Raw genomic sequence first — 17,812 nt, 5'->3', positions numbered from 1 at the left:
GCCTGGGACATCAAGCGGATAATCTTTATATATTTTACCCTTGCTGTTATCTTTAGTTTTATAATATGGGTTATATTCAATTACATCTGTTACTCCATCAACAGAATCTGTTGGCGAACTACATAACACAAATTCAGCATTATTGTTTTGATACCAATCAGATGATGGCACCACTCCATAAAAATCAAAATCACTTCCACGATCAATCTCACCAACCCAACCCGAAACTGACTTTGCGTCCTGGTCCTCTAAACTTAATTTTTGCCCGGTCTCTGCATATACGCTTACAGGAATTGCAGACATTAGCACCGCCGCAATGAGTATGCCGCTAAAAAAACGTTTCTTTCTTTTTTGAAACATAACATCACTCTCTCCATATTGTTTCTTAAGTCCGTTTTTGATACTCTATCATACCGCATACAGCAGTCTGAGAACCCGAAATTAATTTTGACTTTAAAAAAAAGCTGCAATGACCAGGTCAATGGAGCCCTGCGTATACCTATATAATTAAAAACTCAGCACTTCCCCTATTGAAGTAAACATGATGCCGTCCTTAACCGTCTGGTATCCAAGAAATATTCATTTCATTCAAGATGCGGGAGCACCACAGTTTCGAATATCGGTCCATCTATGCTGATTATTTCATCAATGGGGATCACTTTCCCATCAGTCATAACAACAACCCGTTCATATCCGTCTATCTTTTTCGCCGAGCTGACAGCAGTAACATAGGCACCGCCATTCTTCTTCGCATCCGGCAGAAAGTAGGTGATTGCGATCTCGGGATGCTCATTAAGCCTGTCTGCTATGATTTGCAGCTTATAGCTCAAAGCGTCCTTCATGGATTCGTCCAATTCTATCCTTTCTTCCGTCAGTCTTTCTGTTTCTTTAATGGCGGCATCATAGCCGGTCAGTGCAGCAAAAGGGGAAAACTGGGCTGCCCGGTCAATGGATGCCATATGAGGGTGTGCCGTAGAAACATGGTGCGGCAGATAAATAATATCGTCATATGCCTTTGTCATGCCTTGTGCCCTCCTATCTGCTTATTCCGATCTACCGTGGTAGCTCCTTCCTCCAGATTCATACCCTTAAGAATGGCGTTCTTGCCGTATTTCTTTTTTATCTCCAGCATTGCTTTCTGAATACTTTTTTCTCGTGCAAGCTCCGCTTCTTCCGCCTCTTTTTCCGCCTGCACAGCCGCATAGTCAGTAAAGAGATCGAGCTGTTCAAAGCTATCCTCCTTTTGAACGGCTGCCTCATCAACAACATGATTCGCTGTGATATTGACTCTCCTGATCAGAAGATTTTTATCAACAATGCGTTCAAACAGCTCTGTGACAGCATTCAGAATTAATTTTGCAGAAGAAGTCTGTCTGTCAAGATTTGCCGTACCATGGGCAGATTTCGGAACGGCCCGTCCGTAGTGGTCAGTGGTAATTGCCCCATGATATAATTTCTTTATCTTCGGGTTTGTCAGATTTTCAATATCATATCCGACCGTTAAAACAAGCTGGTTGGTCACAAGCTTTTTATCCACCAAATCAAGTACCAGCAGATCCGTCATTTCCCATACGATCAGCTTTGCTTTATCAAAGGTATAGGCACTTTGCAGTACCTGCCCCGATCCAATGCTGTTTGAGCTCGGCTTATACGCTTTAATATGGGCAATCGTGCATGGCTCCCACCCCCACGCATGGTCTATCAACAGCTCCGCATGGATACCAAACAGCTTGTACAGCAGATCTTCGTTGTAATAATCGGTGGGCTTACCGAGAGAGCATCTTGCAATATCTCCCATCGTGAAGAGACCTTGTTCTTCCAGCTTCCTGGCATATCCTTTGCCAACGCGCCAAAAGTCTGTTAGAGGCCGGTGTGACCAAAGCAAGTGACGATAGCTCATTTCGTCCAATTCAGCAATCTGTACGCCGTTTTGATCCGACGGAATACGTTTCGCCTGAATATCCAAAGCGATCTTGCAAAGATACAGGTTTGTGCCAATCCCCGCGGTTGCAGTAACGCCTGTCATTGCCAGAACATCCAGTATTATTCTCGTGGCAAGCTCACGGGCGGAAAGATTATAGGTATTCAGATAATCGGTGGCATCCATGAATACCTCGTCAATGGAGTAGACATGAATATCTTCGGGCGCAATGTACTTCAAATAGATATTGTAAATCCGTGTGCTGTACTCGATATAATACGCCATTCTCGGCGGTGCAATGATATAGTCCAGCGAGATACCCGGTGCGGATTTCAATTCAGTATCGCTGAAAGAGGCACCGGAAAAGGTCCGTCCTGGTGCTTTGCGTAATCGCGCTGCATTTACTTCCCTAACCTTCTGTACAACCTCAAACAGCCTGGCTCTGCCGGGAATGCCGTATGCTTTAAGGGAGGGCGAGACGGCGAGACAAATGGTTTTTTCGGTACGGCTTGCATCAGCGACTACTAGATTGGTGGTAAGCGGATCGAGCCCCCGTTCCACACACTCGACCGAAGCATAGAAGGATTTTAAATCAATAGCGATATAGGTCCTGTTCTTCATTCTTATTCTCCGTTTGCCTCCTTAAAAATATCTGCCCGGCAACTTCCGTTGTTATTAATTATAGCAAATATTTCAATAAAATATAGCATGGAATATTTCATTTATTGATTCAATGCTATATCTAAAAGGTGGCTTTGTCACTGTATACAAGATTTGTACACATAAACTTTCACTGGCCGACTGGAACCCAGTGGAAAAGCAATCCAATTTTATTGTCTTCCAAAAAACTGTTTTCATACTTTCCTTCCTTTCATGCAAAGCACTCAACAAATCATTGATTATGAAATGTAAATATTTATTTTAGAAAACTATAAGAATTGAATATCGTCTTCATTAAGGATATGGATTTAAGATATAGTCCTCTGATATTTTACCCATAGTTTCCGTTGATTTTAAACGGTTTGCCTGGACTGGCTTTGTTACCGGACGGCAGACGATTTTCCATCTTATCAGAAAGGAAAACTCATTTATGAAAATATTAATTACAACAGACTGGTATGAGCCAACCATCAACGGAGTGGTGACTTCCGTGTTAAATTTACGAAAAGAGCTTATGCAGCGCGGACACGATGTCCGTGTGCTTACCTTGTCACAGACCGTTCATTCCTTTGAAGCGGATGGTGTGACATACATTGGCTCCGCAGGGGCAGGAGTTATCTATCCCGGTGCCCGTATAAAGACAGCTTTATTCAGCAGCTTCGTGCAAGATCTTATTAATTGGCAGCCAAATATTATCCACTCTCACTGTGAATTCTCCACCTTCCTTATTGCCCGGCGGATTTCTAAAAGCTTGAATATACCGATTATCCACTCATACCACACCATTTATGAGGACTACACCCATTATTGCCTGCCAAATAAAAAATGGGGACATCTCATGGTTGCCTCGTTGTCGCGCTGGGTCATCCGGCAAACGGCAGGCGTGATTGCTCCCACGGAAAAAGTGCAGTCTTTATTAAACGGATATGGTATTAACCAAAACATCTATGTGGCTCCGACGGGAATTGATATAGCACAATTCTCAAAATCCCCCTCTCCCCAAAGATGCCTGGATATCAAAAAACAACTCGGCATTCCTTGTGAAAACCGGATTTTGCTCTATGTCGGACGCCTTGCAAAAGAAAAGAACCTTGAGGAACTTCTTCAATATTACGCCAAATGCAATATCCCGCAGGTGACCTTTTTAATCGTCGGCGACGGCCCTTATCGTGATAACTTGGAACACTTATCATTGGAACTTGGTATTCGGAATTCTGTTCAGTTTACGGGTATGATTCCCCCGGAGCAGGTCAACGATTACTATCATCTTGGGGATCTGTTTCTCAGCGCTTCTTCCAGCGAGAGCCAAGGGCTTACGTACATTGAAGCCTTGGCTTCCGGTCTGCCGGCGCTTTGCCGGAAAGACAAATGTCTGGACGGTGTCATATTAAATGGATCCAATGGCTGGCAATATGAGAATGAAAATGAATTTTTCGATAAACTGAATTTTTTCTTTGCTGACACCAAAGTACAAAAAAACATGAAAATAAATGCTGCCGGATTGGCTCATCAGATGTTTTCCTCCGTAACATTTGCCGAAAAAGTCGAGCATATCTACTTTGATGTGATACGGGATTATTCCGAAAGTTGGAAAATCACCCGTCAGAAGGCATTGTCATGAAAATGAGATCCGTCAAAAAATCCATGGGCATTATTTCTGCCATCAGCCTTTTGATCTGCATCGTTTTTTCAGTATACGCCATTCATAATAACCTCTTTACTTCCATTGAGGCTCTCCAGGAATACCTTGCCGGCTTTGGCGCCTTAAGCGCATTGGTTTTTATTGCCTTCCAAGCCGTTCAGGTCGTCATTCCCATTCTTCCTGGCGGACTTGGCTGTCTTGCAGGTGTCTTGTTTTTTGGACCTTGGTTTGGCTTTCTGTACAATTACCTCGGCATATGCATTGGTTCTCTTGCGGCGTTCGCCATTGCCCGAACTCTGGGAAAGCCTGTTATACATGCCCTTTTTAATGAGAAGTTAATTACGAAATATGAGTCATGGACAAACAAAGAAAGCCAATTTGCAAAATGGTTTGCCATTGCAATCTTTTTTCCGGTAGCTCCCGATGACTTTTTGTGTTACTTGGCCGGGACCACGACGTTGAGCTGGAACAAATTCACGGCTATTATTCTGCTTGGCAAACCGTTCTCAATTACCCTTTATAGTTTGGGGCTCAATGTAATTTTACAGACTATCGCATCGAGCGTGCTTTAAGAAAGGAGTTCTTAATGCTTATCACCTTATATTCCGGTTGCTTTTCGCTGGTACAAAAAAGCGGTATCGGCCGGGCAATCTTACACCAAAGGGCCATGCTGGAGCGCATCGGCTTTCAGACAACAACTAAACTCACAAAATCCGCTTCGGTTGTGCATATCAATACCGTATTTCCCGATTCTTTCGCTGCGGCATGGCTGGCCCGTAAGCGGCACATGAAAATTATTTATTACGGGCATTCCACCATGGAAGATTTTAGAAATTCATTTAAAGGCTCTAATATTTTCGCCCCCTTGTTTAAACGGTGGATCATCCACTGTTATGAAATGGGGGATGTTATTATAACTCCCACGGCCTACTCAAAAATGCTGCTTAAAAGTTATGGAATCAAAACCCCGATATATAGCCTGTCCAATGGAATTGACACGGACTATTTTGCGTCCAGTCCGGTAAGGCGTACCGCTTTTCGGGCAAAATACCATCTCTTTCCTTCCGATAAAGCGGTTATCTCCGTTGGCCATTATATTGAGCGCAAGGGCCTTCTAGATTTTATAGAGCTTGCCCGAAGCATGCCAAAGGTACGCTTCTTTTGGTTTGGATATACAAACCTGAATCTTGTGCCAGAGCACATCCAATCCGCGATGAAAAACGCTCCTGAAAATTTGAGTTTCCCCGGATATATCGGGCGGGCTGAACTCCGGGATGCCTATTGCGGCTGTGACCTGTTCACCTTTTTCTCCTATGAAGAGACCGAAGGAATTGTTGTGCTGGAAGCTCTCGCCTGCGGCATACCTGTTCTTGTCCGGGATATTCCTGTCTATAAAGGATGGTTGGATGATGGAAAAAACATCTACAAAGCGAAAGATTTCAAGCAATTTGCCGAGAAAGCAGCCGGAATATTAGATGGCACTTTGCCTGACCTTACAGCTTGCGGTCTTCGCATTGCACAGGAACGCAATCTGACTGCGGTGGGTGAAAAGCTTATAAAAATATATCAAAAGGAAAAGATTCTGTAATAGAAAATGGCTGTTGCAAATTTAGATTTCACAACAGCCCTTCCATACATTAAATTTACTCTGCCAAAGCCTTAATCTCCTGATACTTCTTATGATCCGTATACAGTTCCCCGGTATACGGATTTCTCTTTGTCTTATGCATTCTGTGAATCATATAGACAAATACTCCGATATTTGCAAGGAGAGCCAGCAAACTTATAACAAATAAAAAAGTAGTATCCGGTGAAACCCCTGTCACCGGCTGGATTCCTGTTCTGGTCAATACCGTATACCCGTCTGGAGAAAGCATACCTTCCCGTATCGCTGCTACTGCAATCGCCTTACTGGACCGGGAATGCACCAGAAAACGGCTGGCATCCTGAAATACCGGAAACGTCTGGGCAAACATACACCACAGTGCCAGCGTCTGGGCACGATGCTGCAGCCATGCCCCCTTGCCCACTGTAAATGCACATATGGTAGGGGCCAGTAAAAGTGCTAATCCGCAATACCATGCATGAGTCGGAAGGCAGTTATAGGTATAAGCAAAATTCCATAAATCATAAGCGATAATCCAGAACCACATCATATCAGGCCAAAGCATATCCTGGCTTTTATCCTTACTGGTCTTCTTTCGGATACAGATTCCAAACCAGCCTGTAATAGTCACAATATTCAAAAGACCAGCAATCCCGTTCATGACATTCCATGAACCGCCGATATAGTACTGAACCTGATTGTTCCTATACTCCATAACCGGTGCCACATACCGGCTTACTTCAAAATCACGGAAACACGCTTCCAGGATATTGACCGCCAGAATTAACGGCGGGAAACACAACGCTATTTTATTATGCTGCAGCTTTTTCATATGACGGATACACCAAAAACCGATACACCCTGCCGTAGAAGAATAAACCTTTGCCAGATGAAACCAGTCCATATAAGAAGTATCCTTTAATGCCGTCACCCATAAAACGGTTAAAACAACCGGAAGTACAACAAAGCAGCCAAACCCCACCCATTTAAAACGGCGGCTCAATTCATTTGCGGCAAACAACGACAGAAACACCCCAAGCCATACCAGTAACACCAATATTGTCGGAACACTTTCTGAAAACACAAACATACCCATTCCTCCTTGTTTCACACGCTTCCATTCTTTCATATTAAATTCATGAGAACATTCTGACATTTTCCTTTGACTTTTAACTGGCGATTCCTTCTTCCAAAGCCTCCGACGCTTCATTGGCGGAATCCTTTAGTAGCACACGATTTCCTTAATAATCATGTCATCGCCCTCCAGGATTTCCATATCCATACTGCCGCAGTCAGGGCAATTTAAATCACTGTAGACGGCATTAAATACCCTGCCGCAGCCTTTGCATTTCACAATACCGGGAATGACAATAAGTTCCAGCTCTGTTTTTTCCATAAAAGTCTTATAGGAGGCAGCAGGCCAGCTTTGCTCTAAGTATCTGGGCACGATACCGGAAAGCTCGCCGACTTCGATGACAAGCTTATGGACCTCTGTTATATTCTGCTCTTTTACGATACGTTCAATGGTGTGGACCATAGAGTTTAATACACCAAGCTCATGCATGGTTGCCTCTCCTTTTCATCTGCCAACGCTTTCTTTGAGGGTGGTTGCAGCAATCTTTCCGGTTCGAACAATGGCGTTGGCGGCAATCTTGACAGGAAGTTTTTCATAGGTATTGGGAACCGTGTTATAGGTGCGCTCTAAATGAATGGCATCAAATTTGCATTTGGTCGTGCACATGCCGCAGCCAATACACATATAACGGTCGATTTCTACCGCACCGCAGCCAAGGCAGCGTTCCGTCTCTTTCTTTAACTGTTCCTCGGTGAAGGTCAACCGTTCATCATAGAAGCTGCCTTTTTTCTCAGGAGAATGACCTGGTCTCTGGCGGGGAGTTGTATCAAAATCCTGTAATCCGATGGCAACATTATTTTTATCAAACGCATGGTATTCCCGGCGGTCACGGCCAAAGACAAGAGACTGTCCCGGCTGTACATAACGGTGAATCGAGATTGCGCCTTCTTTTCCGGCTGCAATGGCATGGATCGCAAATTGAGGTCCGGTAAAACAGTCACCGCCGACAAAAACGTCCGGTTCCGAAGTCTGTAAGGTCAGACTGTCCGCTTTGGCAGTACCGCCGCGTCCAAGCTCCACCTTACTGTCTGAGAGAAGTCCGCCCCACTCAATGGACTGGCCAATGGAAAGCAGTACGGTATCCGCTTCCACGGTGATCGTATCATTTTCATCGTACTTCGGAGCGAAGCGATGGTCTTCATCGAATACACTGATGCATCGCTTAAATTCCACCCCGGTTACCTTTCCGTCTTCTGTCAGGATGCGCTTAGGGCCCCAGCCATTATGAAAGGAAACGTTATCTTCCTCAGCCTCTGCAATCTCCTCCGGTAATGCCGGCATTTCACCGGGACTTTCCAGACAGTAAAGATTGACAGCAGAAGCCCCCTGTCTGACCCCTGTACGGGCTACATCAATGGCTACATTTCCGCCGCCGATCACAACGACATTACCGGAAAGCTCCGCCTTTCTTCCAAGGTTTACATTGCGAAGGAAATCAACGCCGGAGATAACACCTTCAGCGTCCTCGCCTTCAATGCCAAGACTTCTGCCCCCCTGTGCGCCGATTGCCAGATAGAAGGCTTCGTACCCCTCTTTCCGAAGTTCTTGAAGAGTAATATCTTTTCCGACTTCAATTCCGGTCTGAAAGGCAACACCCATTTCACGCAGAACGTCTATTTCCGCATTAAGAACCTCCTTTTCTAAGCGGAAGGAGGGAATCCCAAGGGTAAGCATACCGCCAAGTTTTCCTTCCTTTTCAAATACGGTTACCTGATAACCATCAATAGCAAGGTAATAGGCACAGGAAAGACCGGAAGGACCGGAGCCGACCACTGCGATTTTATTTCCAAGGTGATAACGCATAGGCGGGATATAGCGGATCGAACCATCCAGCTCTTTATCCGCAATAAACTTTTTGATTTCATCGATGGAAACCGGTTCATCAATATCTCCGCGGGTGCACTCGCTTTCACAGCCATGAGGGCAGATCCGTCCGCAGACAGCAGGGAAAGGATTTTCTTTCTTTATCAGCTCCAATGCTTCGTGGTAACGGCCGGAAGCAGCAAGCTTTATGTAGCCCTGCACGGAAATATGAGCCGGACAGGCAGTCTTGCAGGGAGAGGTACCCTCTTCTGCAACATCTTTACGGTTCTCCCGGTAATCCACATTCCAGTTGCTTTCTCTCCAGATATGGTCACGTGCGGTAGGTTCTGGCTTTATGGCAACCGGTGTTTTGGAGCAGAGCTTTTGGCCAAGCGTTAAAGCATTTACCGGACAATTTTCCACACACTGTCCGCAGGCAACACAGTTTTCCTTTTTTACATTGGCAGTGAAGTTGGAACGTATGGAATCCGGTGTATTAAAAAGGGTTGCAAGACGCAGGGAGAAGCAGGAGCATCCACAGCAGTTGCAGATGGCCGCTGATTCACCAAGTCCGTCGGTATGGGGCATTTCATGCATCAGGCCGTTATTCTCTGCAAATTTAATAATTTCTTTCGCTTCTTCCCGTGAAATCTGGCGTCCTCTGCCTGTTTTTATGTAATATTCGGCACCCTCCCCCATCTGGATACAAATATCTTTTTCCAGATGACCGCAGCCCTCATCCAGTACACGGCGTGACTGGCGGCAGGAACAGTCAGATACCGAAAATGTATCATATTTATCCAGATAGTAAGAAAGACGTTCCCAGGGTTTTGTACCGGGGATATCCTTAATGGCCTCTTCTACCGGAATAACACGCATCATTGCCATGCCTTGCGGAAATTTTGCTGCCATAGGCGCAAGACGCAGTCTGGTATATTCTTCAAAGGCTTTGCCGATTTCCGGATGTTCGTTAAGCTGTTCCCGGTTATTCACCATCATTTCTAACATACCGGGGGCAAAGATATTCACAAAAAACCGTTCTTTATGATCTTCCTTATCCTTCCATACTTTGGCGACACCTGTGTAGGCCAGCTGCTCTAAGAGGGCCTTTGTCTCTTTTTCACTCTTTCCGGAGCGTTTGGCGACATACTCGAAGGTACGGGGCTTACGCAGCCCGATAATCATAGCAATATCAGCCATGTCATCTGTTACAACACCGTTTAGAGCGTAGTATTCGGGAGAATTTTCATTAATTTTGTTCATGGCTCCGGCAATACCGCCTACCATCTTTGCCAGTCTTACAATTTTAGGTCTTAATTCACTCATAATTTCCTTTCCCGCACTTGTTTTGCGCATTTGAAGTAATGAATACCTTTATATGATAATGATACCTATGTTATTCACACCAGGATTTTACTGCATTGCTTAACCAGTCGGTCCATTCCTTAATCCCTTCCTCTTTTAAAGCACTGATGGGAATGATTATTGCGTTGGGATTACGAAGACGAATATTAGCTTTGCATTTTTCCATATCAAAATTAAAGTACGGCATTACATCCATCTTATTGATCAGTATCACATCGCAAATAGAAAACATCAGCGGATATTTAAGAGGTTTGTCGTCTCCTTCCGGTATTGAGAGGATCATGGCATTTTTTACTGCTCCGGTGTCAAATTCAGCAGGACAGACCAGGTTGCCCACATTTTCTAATATTACAAGATCAAGCCCGTCTGTACCAAGACCCTCTAGCCCCTGGCGGGTCATTTCCGCATCCAGATGGCACATACCGCCGGTATGTAGCTGGATCGCCTTTGCACCAGTTTGCTGAATGGTGCGGGCATCTACGTCAGAATCAATATCCGCTTCCATAACGCCGATGTTAAGGTCCTTCTTCAGGGCATGAATCGTACGGGTCAGGGTGGTGGTCTTCCCGGCACCGGGACTGGACATCAGATTAAGAAGGAAGACCTTTTTCTCCTTTAATTCTTCACGAAGCTTACCGGCTTGCATGTTGTTGTCAGCAAAGACACTTGTTTTTATCTCAAGAACTTTAAAATCTTCCATGTGTCGCGCTCCTCTCTTTCCATTCTATTTACTGTCTTCGGTTGTCTTAACCATCATTTTTGGCATTTTCCTTTTCTTCAGAGGTCTTTCATCCATCAAGATGCAGGAATACTTCTCCTAAGAGTCCTGGTTCAGCCAGGTGCATGGCTTAGTTTATTTTTTAACAATATAATTATAAAATATTTGATACAAATTAGCAATAATGCAAAAAATAATTGGCATTATTACATATTTATTTGTTGATTTTTAGTTAGAATGTATGATAAAATAGTATTGATTTCTGGTATGACCAGAGCCAGAACGAGGGGGAAATATGGAATTTCAGAAACTTAGTGCTTTGAGTTTAAAAGAAATGTTTATATGTCAGATTCGTGACATGATTTTATCAGGGCATATCCCGGTTGGAAGCAAATTACCTCCTGAAAGGGAGATTGCAAGGCAGATGCAGGTAAGCCGTGCAGTGGTTAACAGTGGGTTTGCAGAACTTGAAAAACAGGGTTTTTTGGAAGTGCACCCAAGGCAGGGGGTATTTGTAGCGGATTTCGGCAAGAACGGAAATATCAATACCTTAAATGCCATTATGGAATATCACGGAGATACACTTGGGCAAGCAGAAATTTACTCCATACTTGAAGTACGCCGGGCATTGGAGCATCTGGCAACGGATTCGATTATAAAGAATGCATCCAATGAGGATATTCTAGGATTGGAAGGATTATTAGAGGAAGTTGCGGATGCCGCTTCGATAGAAGATACGGTCTCAGCCACCTTTTCTTTTCATCACAGACTTTCCGTTATCAGCGGAAACAGTATTATCCCTTTAATTTATATATCTTTTAAGCCGGTTGTAACACAGCTTTGGAAGCGTTTTTGTCTGCGTTACGGGAAAGAGGCACTGTATGACAGCGTACTTTGTCTCTATAAATGCATCAAAGAGCGTGATGCGGAAGCGGCAAGAAGGTGTACCGATAAACAGCTGGATGAAGCCCTGGAAGGAGGGCATCAGATATATTAAGTGAAGATAAATGAGATATTGTCTATTACTTTCTCCTAAAAATAATCCGAGGATAAACCTCGGATTTTTTATACTTCGTATTGATTTTTCTGTTCTTTCTGTCAGTACAATTTTAGAATTTATCTCCTACTTCGAAACATGTTATTGTTATTCAATTACCTCAAATGACTCTTTTTCAAACTTGATGTATGATAAAACAATACGTATAATTGTAATATGGAGGTGAACAGATGTTAAAAATCGGTGATTTTTCAAAACTTACCCATGTTTCTGTGCGGATGCTCCGTTACTACGATAATCAAGGCTTACTAAAGCCCTCAGTGACAGACCCTGTAACGGGATACCGTATGTATTCGGCGGTACAAGTTCCCGAATTGCAGAAAATCGTTTTACTTCGTGATCTTAATTTCGGAGTAGCTGAAACAAAGGAATTACTGCAGAATTGGAATGACCAGTTCTTAATTCAATGCCTGCAAGATAAAATTCAAGAACTAGAAGAACACATTACGGTGGAGAAAAAACGCATCGGTCAGATTCGTTCCTCAATCTCACACATTGAAGCAGATAAATTTGATCAATATTATAATGTAACGATTAAATCCATACCTTCCTATCCCGTGATATCCCTCCGCAGAAAAATGGATAACCACTTTGAGGAAGGAAAGCTCTGGGCTGAGCTTATGGAGTTTGTAGGACAGGAGCATATAGACTATGACCGGAGCAGCCAGAACAATGTGGCAGTCTATCATGATGAGGAACACTTGGATTCCAGCGTGGATATTGAGGTCTGTCTGTTCGTGAAGCGTTTGGGTAATAACAAAGATGCTTTTACTTACCGTACCCTAGACCCGGTTGACAAAATGGCCTGCATGATGGTTTACGGCCCCTATGAGAACATTGCAGCTGCTTACCGTTCCTTTGCGGACTGGCTTGATAAAAACCAGCCCTATGCAATGGACACTACCTCCCGTCAGGTTACTATCATTGATCATCTGGATACGGACAACCCGGAAGAATATTTAACAGAAATTCAAATTCCTTTGATTGAACTATAACTATATTTTTATAAAGCAGCTCCTCTGGACTGTATTACCGGAATTTTTTTCCGGTCAAAAACCCCAGAAGGATCAGGCCAACACCTGGAATGACAAAAGGCAGCAGAATACTGACATTGGCCATAGGGCCAAATACTACCATGCCAATAGGAGCAGCCAGCGTAGAAAACAAGTCTGCATATGAAAACGTCCGCCCCATATAGCGATCCTCCGTATTCTCCTGTATGAGAGTAATCAGCGGCGTGTAGTATAACGGACTTCCTGCACCCATAATCATCATTAACACTGCAAATACCACAATGCCGTGAGCTGGCAGCAATAAAATCATGGTTGCTCCAAAAATAACAGCCGAAATGCCAATAAGCTTAACGTGAGGAATCGGAAGTTCTTTGTACGACATAAACACACTGACTGCCAAAGCCCCGATGGAAAATGCCGTTTCGGTTACACTTAATATCCAGACCTCCTTCCCTATATTTTGGGATGCCAGCAACGGCGTAAGCTGAGAGGCCGGAACAACCAGAAAGGAGAATATGGTATATAGCAAGATGCTGTTTCGCAGTGCTATGGAATTCATAATGTAATGAAATCCATCTACCAGCCCCTCATTTTTATTTTCAGCACTTTGCCGCATCTCACGTACTGGAATTGCTACAGTCGCAAGAAGTAAAACACCCGTGATTGCGGTTCCTATATCAATTAGAAAAACAAATGGAATCGACATCAGGCTCATAACAAGGCCGCCAAGTCCGGGAGATACCAACTGGATGGTACTCCAGATACCGGTATAGATACTGTTTGCTTTCATTAATTGCTCTCCGGGTACGATCTGCGGCAGAATACTTTTGGAAGCGGGAAGCTGGATTCCTGTACCAAAGGATCGCAGTGCATTGAAAAAAAGAACCCAGCGGATACTGTCCTTACCGGTGATAAACAAAATCACAAGAACAAAAGTAGATAGCGCTATCATTGAATCACTTATCATCACAATACGTTTGGGTGAATAGCGGTCAGCCAAAACGCCGCCGTACAGCAGGATGAGTGCCTGAGGCAAAAAGGTGGTAACCGTAACTCCGGCAACCATGATGCCGGAGCCTGTTCCCAATGTAACATACCAGATAATTGCCAAAGATACGATGGATGAGCCCAGCAAAGAGATTCCCTGACTGACCATATATGCCGTCAGTTTATACTGCCATGTGTCTTTTTTTGATGGTTTCATCGGTACTCTCCTTACAAATATCTGCCTGTAATGCTGGCAGTATTTTTTTTGATTTCATCCGGGGGCCCTGATGCAACGATTTTTCCTCCTCCGGTTCCTCCCTCCGGGCCTATATCTATCATCCAGTCCGAAGCACGGATAATGTCCGTATTATGTTCGATGATGTATAAGGTATGCCCCGCATCTGTGAGCTTTCTGAATATCAGCAAAAGCTTCTCAATATCCTGAAAGTGCAGTCCGGTAGTGGGTTCATCCAAAATGTAAACCATGTGTTTTTTCTGCTTTCCTCCAAGCTCTTTCGCTAATTTCAGTCTCTGCGCTTCCCCTCCGCTCAGAGTCGCAATGCTCTGACCCAGCTTCAGATAAGAGAGCCCTACTTCCTCCATCAACTGCAGTTTTGTCCGGACTTCCGGTACATCAGCAAAAAAAGAAACTGCTTGGGCAATATCCATTTGCAGAACCTCTGCAATGTTTTTTCCTTTGTAAAGTACCTCCAGTACGGATTCCTGATAACGGCTGCCTTTGCACTCCGTACAGGTCACATAATGATCCGCCATATATTGAAATACAATCTTAATCTGACCCTGTCCCTCACATGCAGGGCACTGCCCATCTTTGGAATGAAAGCTGAAATGGCTCTCTGACATTCCACATTCCAGAGCCTTGGGCTGCTTTGCATACCGCGCACGGATCATATCAAATATACCGATGTAGGTGGCAGGCGTTGATCGGGAGGATTTTCCGATCGGGCTTTGATCCATCTGGACAAAGGCATTGATTGTTTCATATCCCTCAAATGTTTGGTAGCTTTTCTTGTAATTTCTTTGGTTCTTAATCGCTTCTTCCAATGCTGGAATCAGTGTTCCAAAAACCAATGAGCTTTTCCCGGAACCGCTTACACCAGTAATACAGCACATCACATGAAGCGGAAAATAGGCATCAATATGTTTCAGATTGTTTCCTGTACAGCCCTTTAATATCAACCATTCATGGGGAACCCGATTGTTTGATAAGTTCCATTCATACTCACCTTTCAGATAACGGCCGGTAGCGGAAAGAGAATTCTCTTTTACTTCCTCTACTGTTCCGGCTGATACAACTTCCCCGCCGTGAACGCCTGCTCCGGGGCCGATATCGATGATATAATCCGCTTCCAGCATAGTGTCACGGTCATGCTCCACAACAATCACTGTATTCCCTTTATCCCTTAAATGTTTCATGGTATCAATCATCCGATGATGATCTCTCGGATGTAACCCGATAGACGGTTCATCCAGAATATAGGTCAGCCCGATTAAATCACTGCCGAGGTGACTGGACAGGCGGACACGCTGAAGCTCACCCCCGGAAAGCGTGGGAGCTGTACGGTTTAAAGTTACATAAGGCAGACCAACCTGCAGCAAATTATCGATCCGGATCTGGACCTCCTGCAATACTTCTCCCGCCTTGTTTCTTTGATTATCTGAGAGTAAACCTTGTAAGCTGTATATCCACTCCCTAAGCCGTACAATGGGCATTTTGGCTAGTTCAGGCAGCCGATAGCCCATCATCGTGGTATACCGGGCTTCCGGGCATAACAGCTCTCCGTGACAGACCGGGCATGGGATCTCATACATATACTGTTTCCACGGATTATCCTCCGATTTCGATTCCCTGAACAATCTTTGTATATGGGCAACCGCTCCGGCCGCCGGACGGTTGATTTCCGTATCCCTGCCGCCGGAATTGTATTGAAACCTATAAACCTTATCCCCAGTACCATAAAGCAGCGCATTCTTAAAATCTTCCGGCAACTCTTTCCAAGGAGTATCTAAGTCAATGTTCCTATCCGCTGCTATGGCATATAATTCTCCAACCATCCAGTTTCCGGTGGGCTTTTTACCACGCAGCTTTCCAAAATAAGAAGTTGCTCCCTCCAGTACAGAAAGATTTTCATTGACTACAATCGAAGCAGGATTGACCTTATATTGGAAACCAAGACCGCTGCAGACGTGACATGCTCCCGTATGGGTATTGGCATTAAAGACGGACACGGTAAGGGCTTGAAACAAATTCCCGCATACCGGACACCGGTTTTTGTTTTTACTGTCTTTCTTCACAGGTACACCGCAGTAAGGGCAATAAGGCTTTCCGATAGACACAAAAAGCATTCGCAGCTGATCCATAATCCCCGTCAAAGTTCCTACGGTGGAGCGAGGGTTCTGACTTCCTTTTTTCTGTTCGATGGCAATGGTGGGAGTAAGCCCCTGTATCCCATCAAAATCCGGCTTTTCAATGAATTCCTGCATCTTGGCCGCATTGGACATATGATCAAGATACCGGCGCTTTCCCTCTGCATAAATCGTATCGAACGCTAAGGAGGATTTGCCGCTTCCGCTCACACCGGTGATGACTGTCAGCTTATTTTTCGGAATGGATACATCGATATTTTTTAAATTGTTCTGCCGGCAGCCCGTTAGCATCAATACGTCATTTGGCTGCTTTGCCGGTAAAACAGCATTGCCGGTTTTGGGGACAGACTGTATAAAAAACTTCGGTTCCAGCGTATCCGGATCCGTGATCTCGGTCTGCTCTTGAACACCCAGCATTCTGAGTTTTGATTGGATGGACTCCATATACGCTGCCGGTAACTGGCTTAGAACATTTAAAAGCTCTTTTTCTGACACATCAGGGTTCACGGTAATTTCCGCCATCTCATCCAGCAGGTTTTTTTCACTTTTGTTTAAATCGCTGTATTTTTTTGTGCTAAGCTCTGTCCACAAATCCCATGGAAGAAGCTCCAATCCCAGCAGGCTGTTAAAATCGTGAAGCAGGTTTCCTTTGACGGAATGCCAGCCTTTCCAATTTTTGTTGTAACCAAAATCCTCCGGATGCTGTTCCCCCGACCTGCACAGCATCCACGCCTGACCGCCGAGAAGATAACCTGCATCGGCTGGCATATCTTCTGTATTAAATGCAATTCGGTAATGTGTTTTCTGAATTTCATCCAACTGTGCGTCCATTCGTATCCACCGTTTTTCCTCCATGCTGTAATATTCAATCAGCCAGTGATCTTCATACATCAGCTCGCTCTTGAAGTAATTTGCAAAGCCAACCCGAAGACGGGCAGGTATCCCCTGGTGACGTAAAAAGGATACCAGAAGCAATGCGTAATCCCGGCACATTCCAATCAATCGTAAGTTCGGCAGCCTTATGGTATTTAACGGGCTTTCGTCAATTTGAAATAACCGATCCAGCATTTGCGGCACATTTCGCAGCAGTTCTTCTTCTAATTGGCGTTTACTGAAGGAAACGCCGTACAGTTTGCCCTGATCGCCGTGTATCACCAGACCTTGCACGGTACGCAATAGTTCTGTTGGGGATGACGGCAAGGGTTCATACCGGCTCTTATATTGGTGTGGATTTGTCATAATGCTCTGTTTTATAAAAGATGATAATTTCATTTTATCTCCCTCCTCAAAATTGACCCTAACCCCTGACACCGTGTCAGAGTCAAGAGGGAATTGGAATTTTTCTTTAGGGCGCGGCGGCCTTCCCTACTTGGTTTGTGGCAAAAAGAAAAGAGCGACTACTGCTGTAATCACTCATAATCATTGTTTTATGCGTTTGACAAATGGGACTTAACCGCTTCCTTGGGCTTCCCATGAAAGGGTTTTATAATATGGGATACAACAAAAATACAGGAATA

The 17,812-nt window shown here is 44.4% G+C and carries 13 protein-coding genes; 5 read left to right on the top strand and 8 right to left on the bottom strand.

Annotated features, from left to right (window positions below; translation table 11 throughout):
* Window positions 1-584: 584 nt before the first annotated feature.
* Together CLOSA_RS07380 and CLOSA_RS07375 are read right to left on the bottom strand one after the other, a co-directional pair.
* Window positions 585-1,022 carry a hypothetical protein gene (locus CLOSA_RS07380; protein ID WP_013272144.1) on the bottom strand — a complete coding sequence of 146 codons (438 nt, stop codon included), beginning with the start codon at window positions 1,020-1,022 and terminating at the stop codon, window positions 585-587.
* A complete protein-coding gene (locus tag CLOSA_RS07375; RefSeq protein WP_013272143.1) occupies window positions 1,019-2,542 on the bottom strand; it encodes a Y-family DNA polymerase in 1,524 nt (507 codons plus the stop codon). Before CLOSA_RS07375 ends, CLOSA_RS07380 begins: the two co-directional genes overlap by 4 nt.
* Window positions 2,543-3,011: 469 nt before the next feature.
* Between CLOSA_RS07375 and CLOSA_RS07370 the strand changes: the two genes are divergently transcribed.
* The 3 genes from CLOSA_RS07370 to CLOSA_RS07360 are packed head-to-tail and all read left to right on the top strand — an operon-like array spanning window position 3,012 to window position 5,811.
* Complete coding sequence (locus CLOSA_RS07370) at window positions 3,012-4,202, top strand: glycosyltransferase family 4 protein (RefSeq protein WP_013272142.1); 1,191 nt, start codon at window positions 3,012-3,014, stop codon at window positions 4,200-4,202.
* Complete coding sequence (locus tag CLOSA_RS07365) at window positions 4,199-4,795, top strand: TVP38/TMEM64 family protein (RefSeq protein ID WP_013272141.1); 597 nt, start codon at window positions 4,199-4,201, stop codon at window positions 4,793-4,795. Before CLOSA_RS07370 ends, CLOSA_RS07365 begins: the two co-directional genes overlap by 4 nt.
* A 14-nt stretch (window positions 4,796-4,809) precedes the next feature.
* The gene (locus CLOSA_RS07360) at window positions 4,810-5,811 is read left to right on the top strand and encodes a glycosyltransferase (protein ID WP_013272140.1); all 1,002 of its coding nucleotides are present in this window, start codon (window positions 4,810-4,812) and stop codon (window positions 5,809-5,811) included.
* A 55-nt stretch (window positions 5,812-5,866) separates the two neighbouring features.
* On the opposite strand, the gene CLOSA_RS07355 is transcribed toward CLOSA_RS07360, so the two are convergent.
* The 4 genes from CLOSA_RS07355 to hypB all read right to left on the bottom strand — a co-directional run bounded on the left by CLOSA_RS07355 (window position 5,867) and on the right by hypB (window position 10,832).
* On the bottom strand, window positions 5,867-6,919 hold the full coding sequence (locus CLOSA_RS07355; RefSeq protein ID WP_013272139.1) for a DUF5692 family protein: 1,053 nt from the start codon (window positions 6,917-6,919) through the stop codon (window positions 5,867-5,869).
* A 132-nt stretch (window positions 6,920-7,051) separates the two neighbouring features.
* Window positions 7,052-7,393: a hydrogenase maturation nickel metallochaperone HypA gene (locus CLOSA_RS07350; RefSeq protein WP_013272138.1), complete on the bottom strand. Its 342-nt coding sequence runs from the start codon at window positions 7,391-7,393 to the stop codon at window positions 7,052-7,054.
* A gap of 15 nt (window positions 7,394-7,408) precedes the next feature.
* On the bottom strand, window positions 7,409-10,093 hold the full coding sequence (locus tag CLOSA_RS07345) for an FAD-dependent oxidoreductase (protein ID WP_041708551.1): 2,685 nt from the start codon (window positions 10,091-10,093) through the stop codon (window positions 7,409-7,411).
* A gap of 70 nt (window positions 10,094-10,163) precedes the next feature.
* Window positions 10,164-10,832, bottom strand: a complete 669-nt coding sequence (gene hypB / locus CLOSA_RS07340; RefSeq protein ID WP_013272136.1) for a hydrogenase nickel incorporation protein HypB — start codon at window positions 10,830-10,832, stop codon at window positions 10,164-10,166.
* Window positions 10,833-11,145: 313 nt separating this feature from the next.
* Here hypB and CLOSA_RS07335 point away from each other — a divergent pair, with 313 nt between their 5' ends.
* Entirely contained in the window at window positions 11,146-11,847 is a 702-nt protein-coding gene (locus CLOSA_RS07335; RefSeq protein ID WP_013272135.1) for a FadR/GntR family transcriptional regulator, read from the top strand.
* 230 nt (window positions 11,848-12,077) lie between these two features.
* On the top strand, window positions 12,078-12,902 hold the full coding sequence (locus CLOSA_RS07330) for a MerR family transcriptional regulator (protein WP_013272134.1): 825 nt from the start codon (window positions 12,078-12,080) through the stop codon (window positions 12,900-12,902).
* 34 nt (window positions 12,903-12,936) lie between these two features.
* Here CLOSA_RS07330 and CLOSA_RS07325 read toward each other — a convergent pair whose 3' ends face one another.
* Both CLOSA_RS07325 and uvrA read right to left on the bottom strand, forming a co-directional pair.
* A complete protein-coding gene (locus tag CLOSA_RS07325; protein WP_013272133.1) occupies window positions 12,937-14,124 on the bottom strand; it encodes an MFS transporter in 1,188 nt (395 codons plus the stop codon).
* A gap of 11 nt (window positions 14,125-14,135) precedes the next feature.
* Window positions 14,136-17,567, bottom strand: coding sequence for an excinuclease ABC subunit UvrA (uvrA, locus tag CLOSA_RS07320; RefSeq protein ID WP_013272132.1), 3,432 nt, complete (start codon window positions 17,565-17,567; stop codon window positions 14,136-14,138).
* Window positions 17,568-17,812 lie beyond the last annotated feature (245 nt).

The organism is [Clostridium] saccharolyticum WM1 (assembly GCF_000144625.1).
GTDB classification, from domain to species: Bacteria; Bacillota; Clostridia; order Lachnospirales; family Lachnospiraceae; genus Lacrimispora; species Lacrimispora saccharolytica.
The sequence above is the reverse complement of the archived record's forward strand: the minus strand, read 5'-3'. Positions and strand labels throughout refer to the sequence as shown.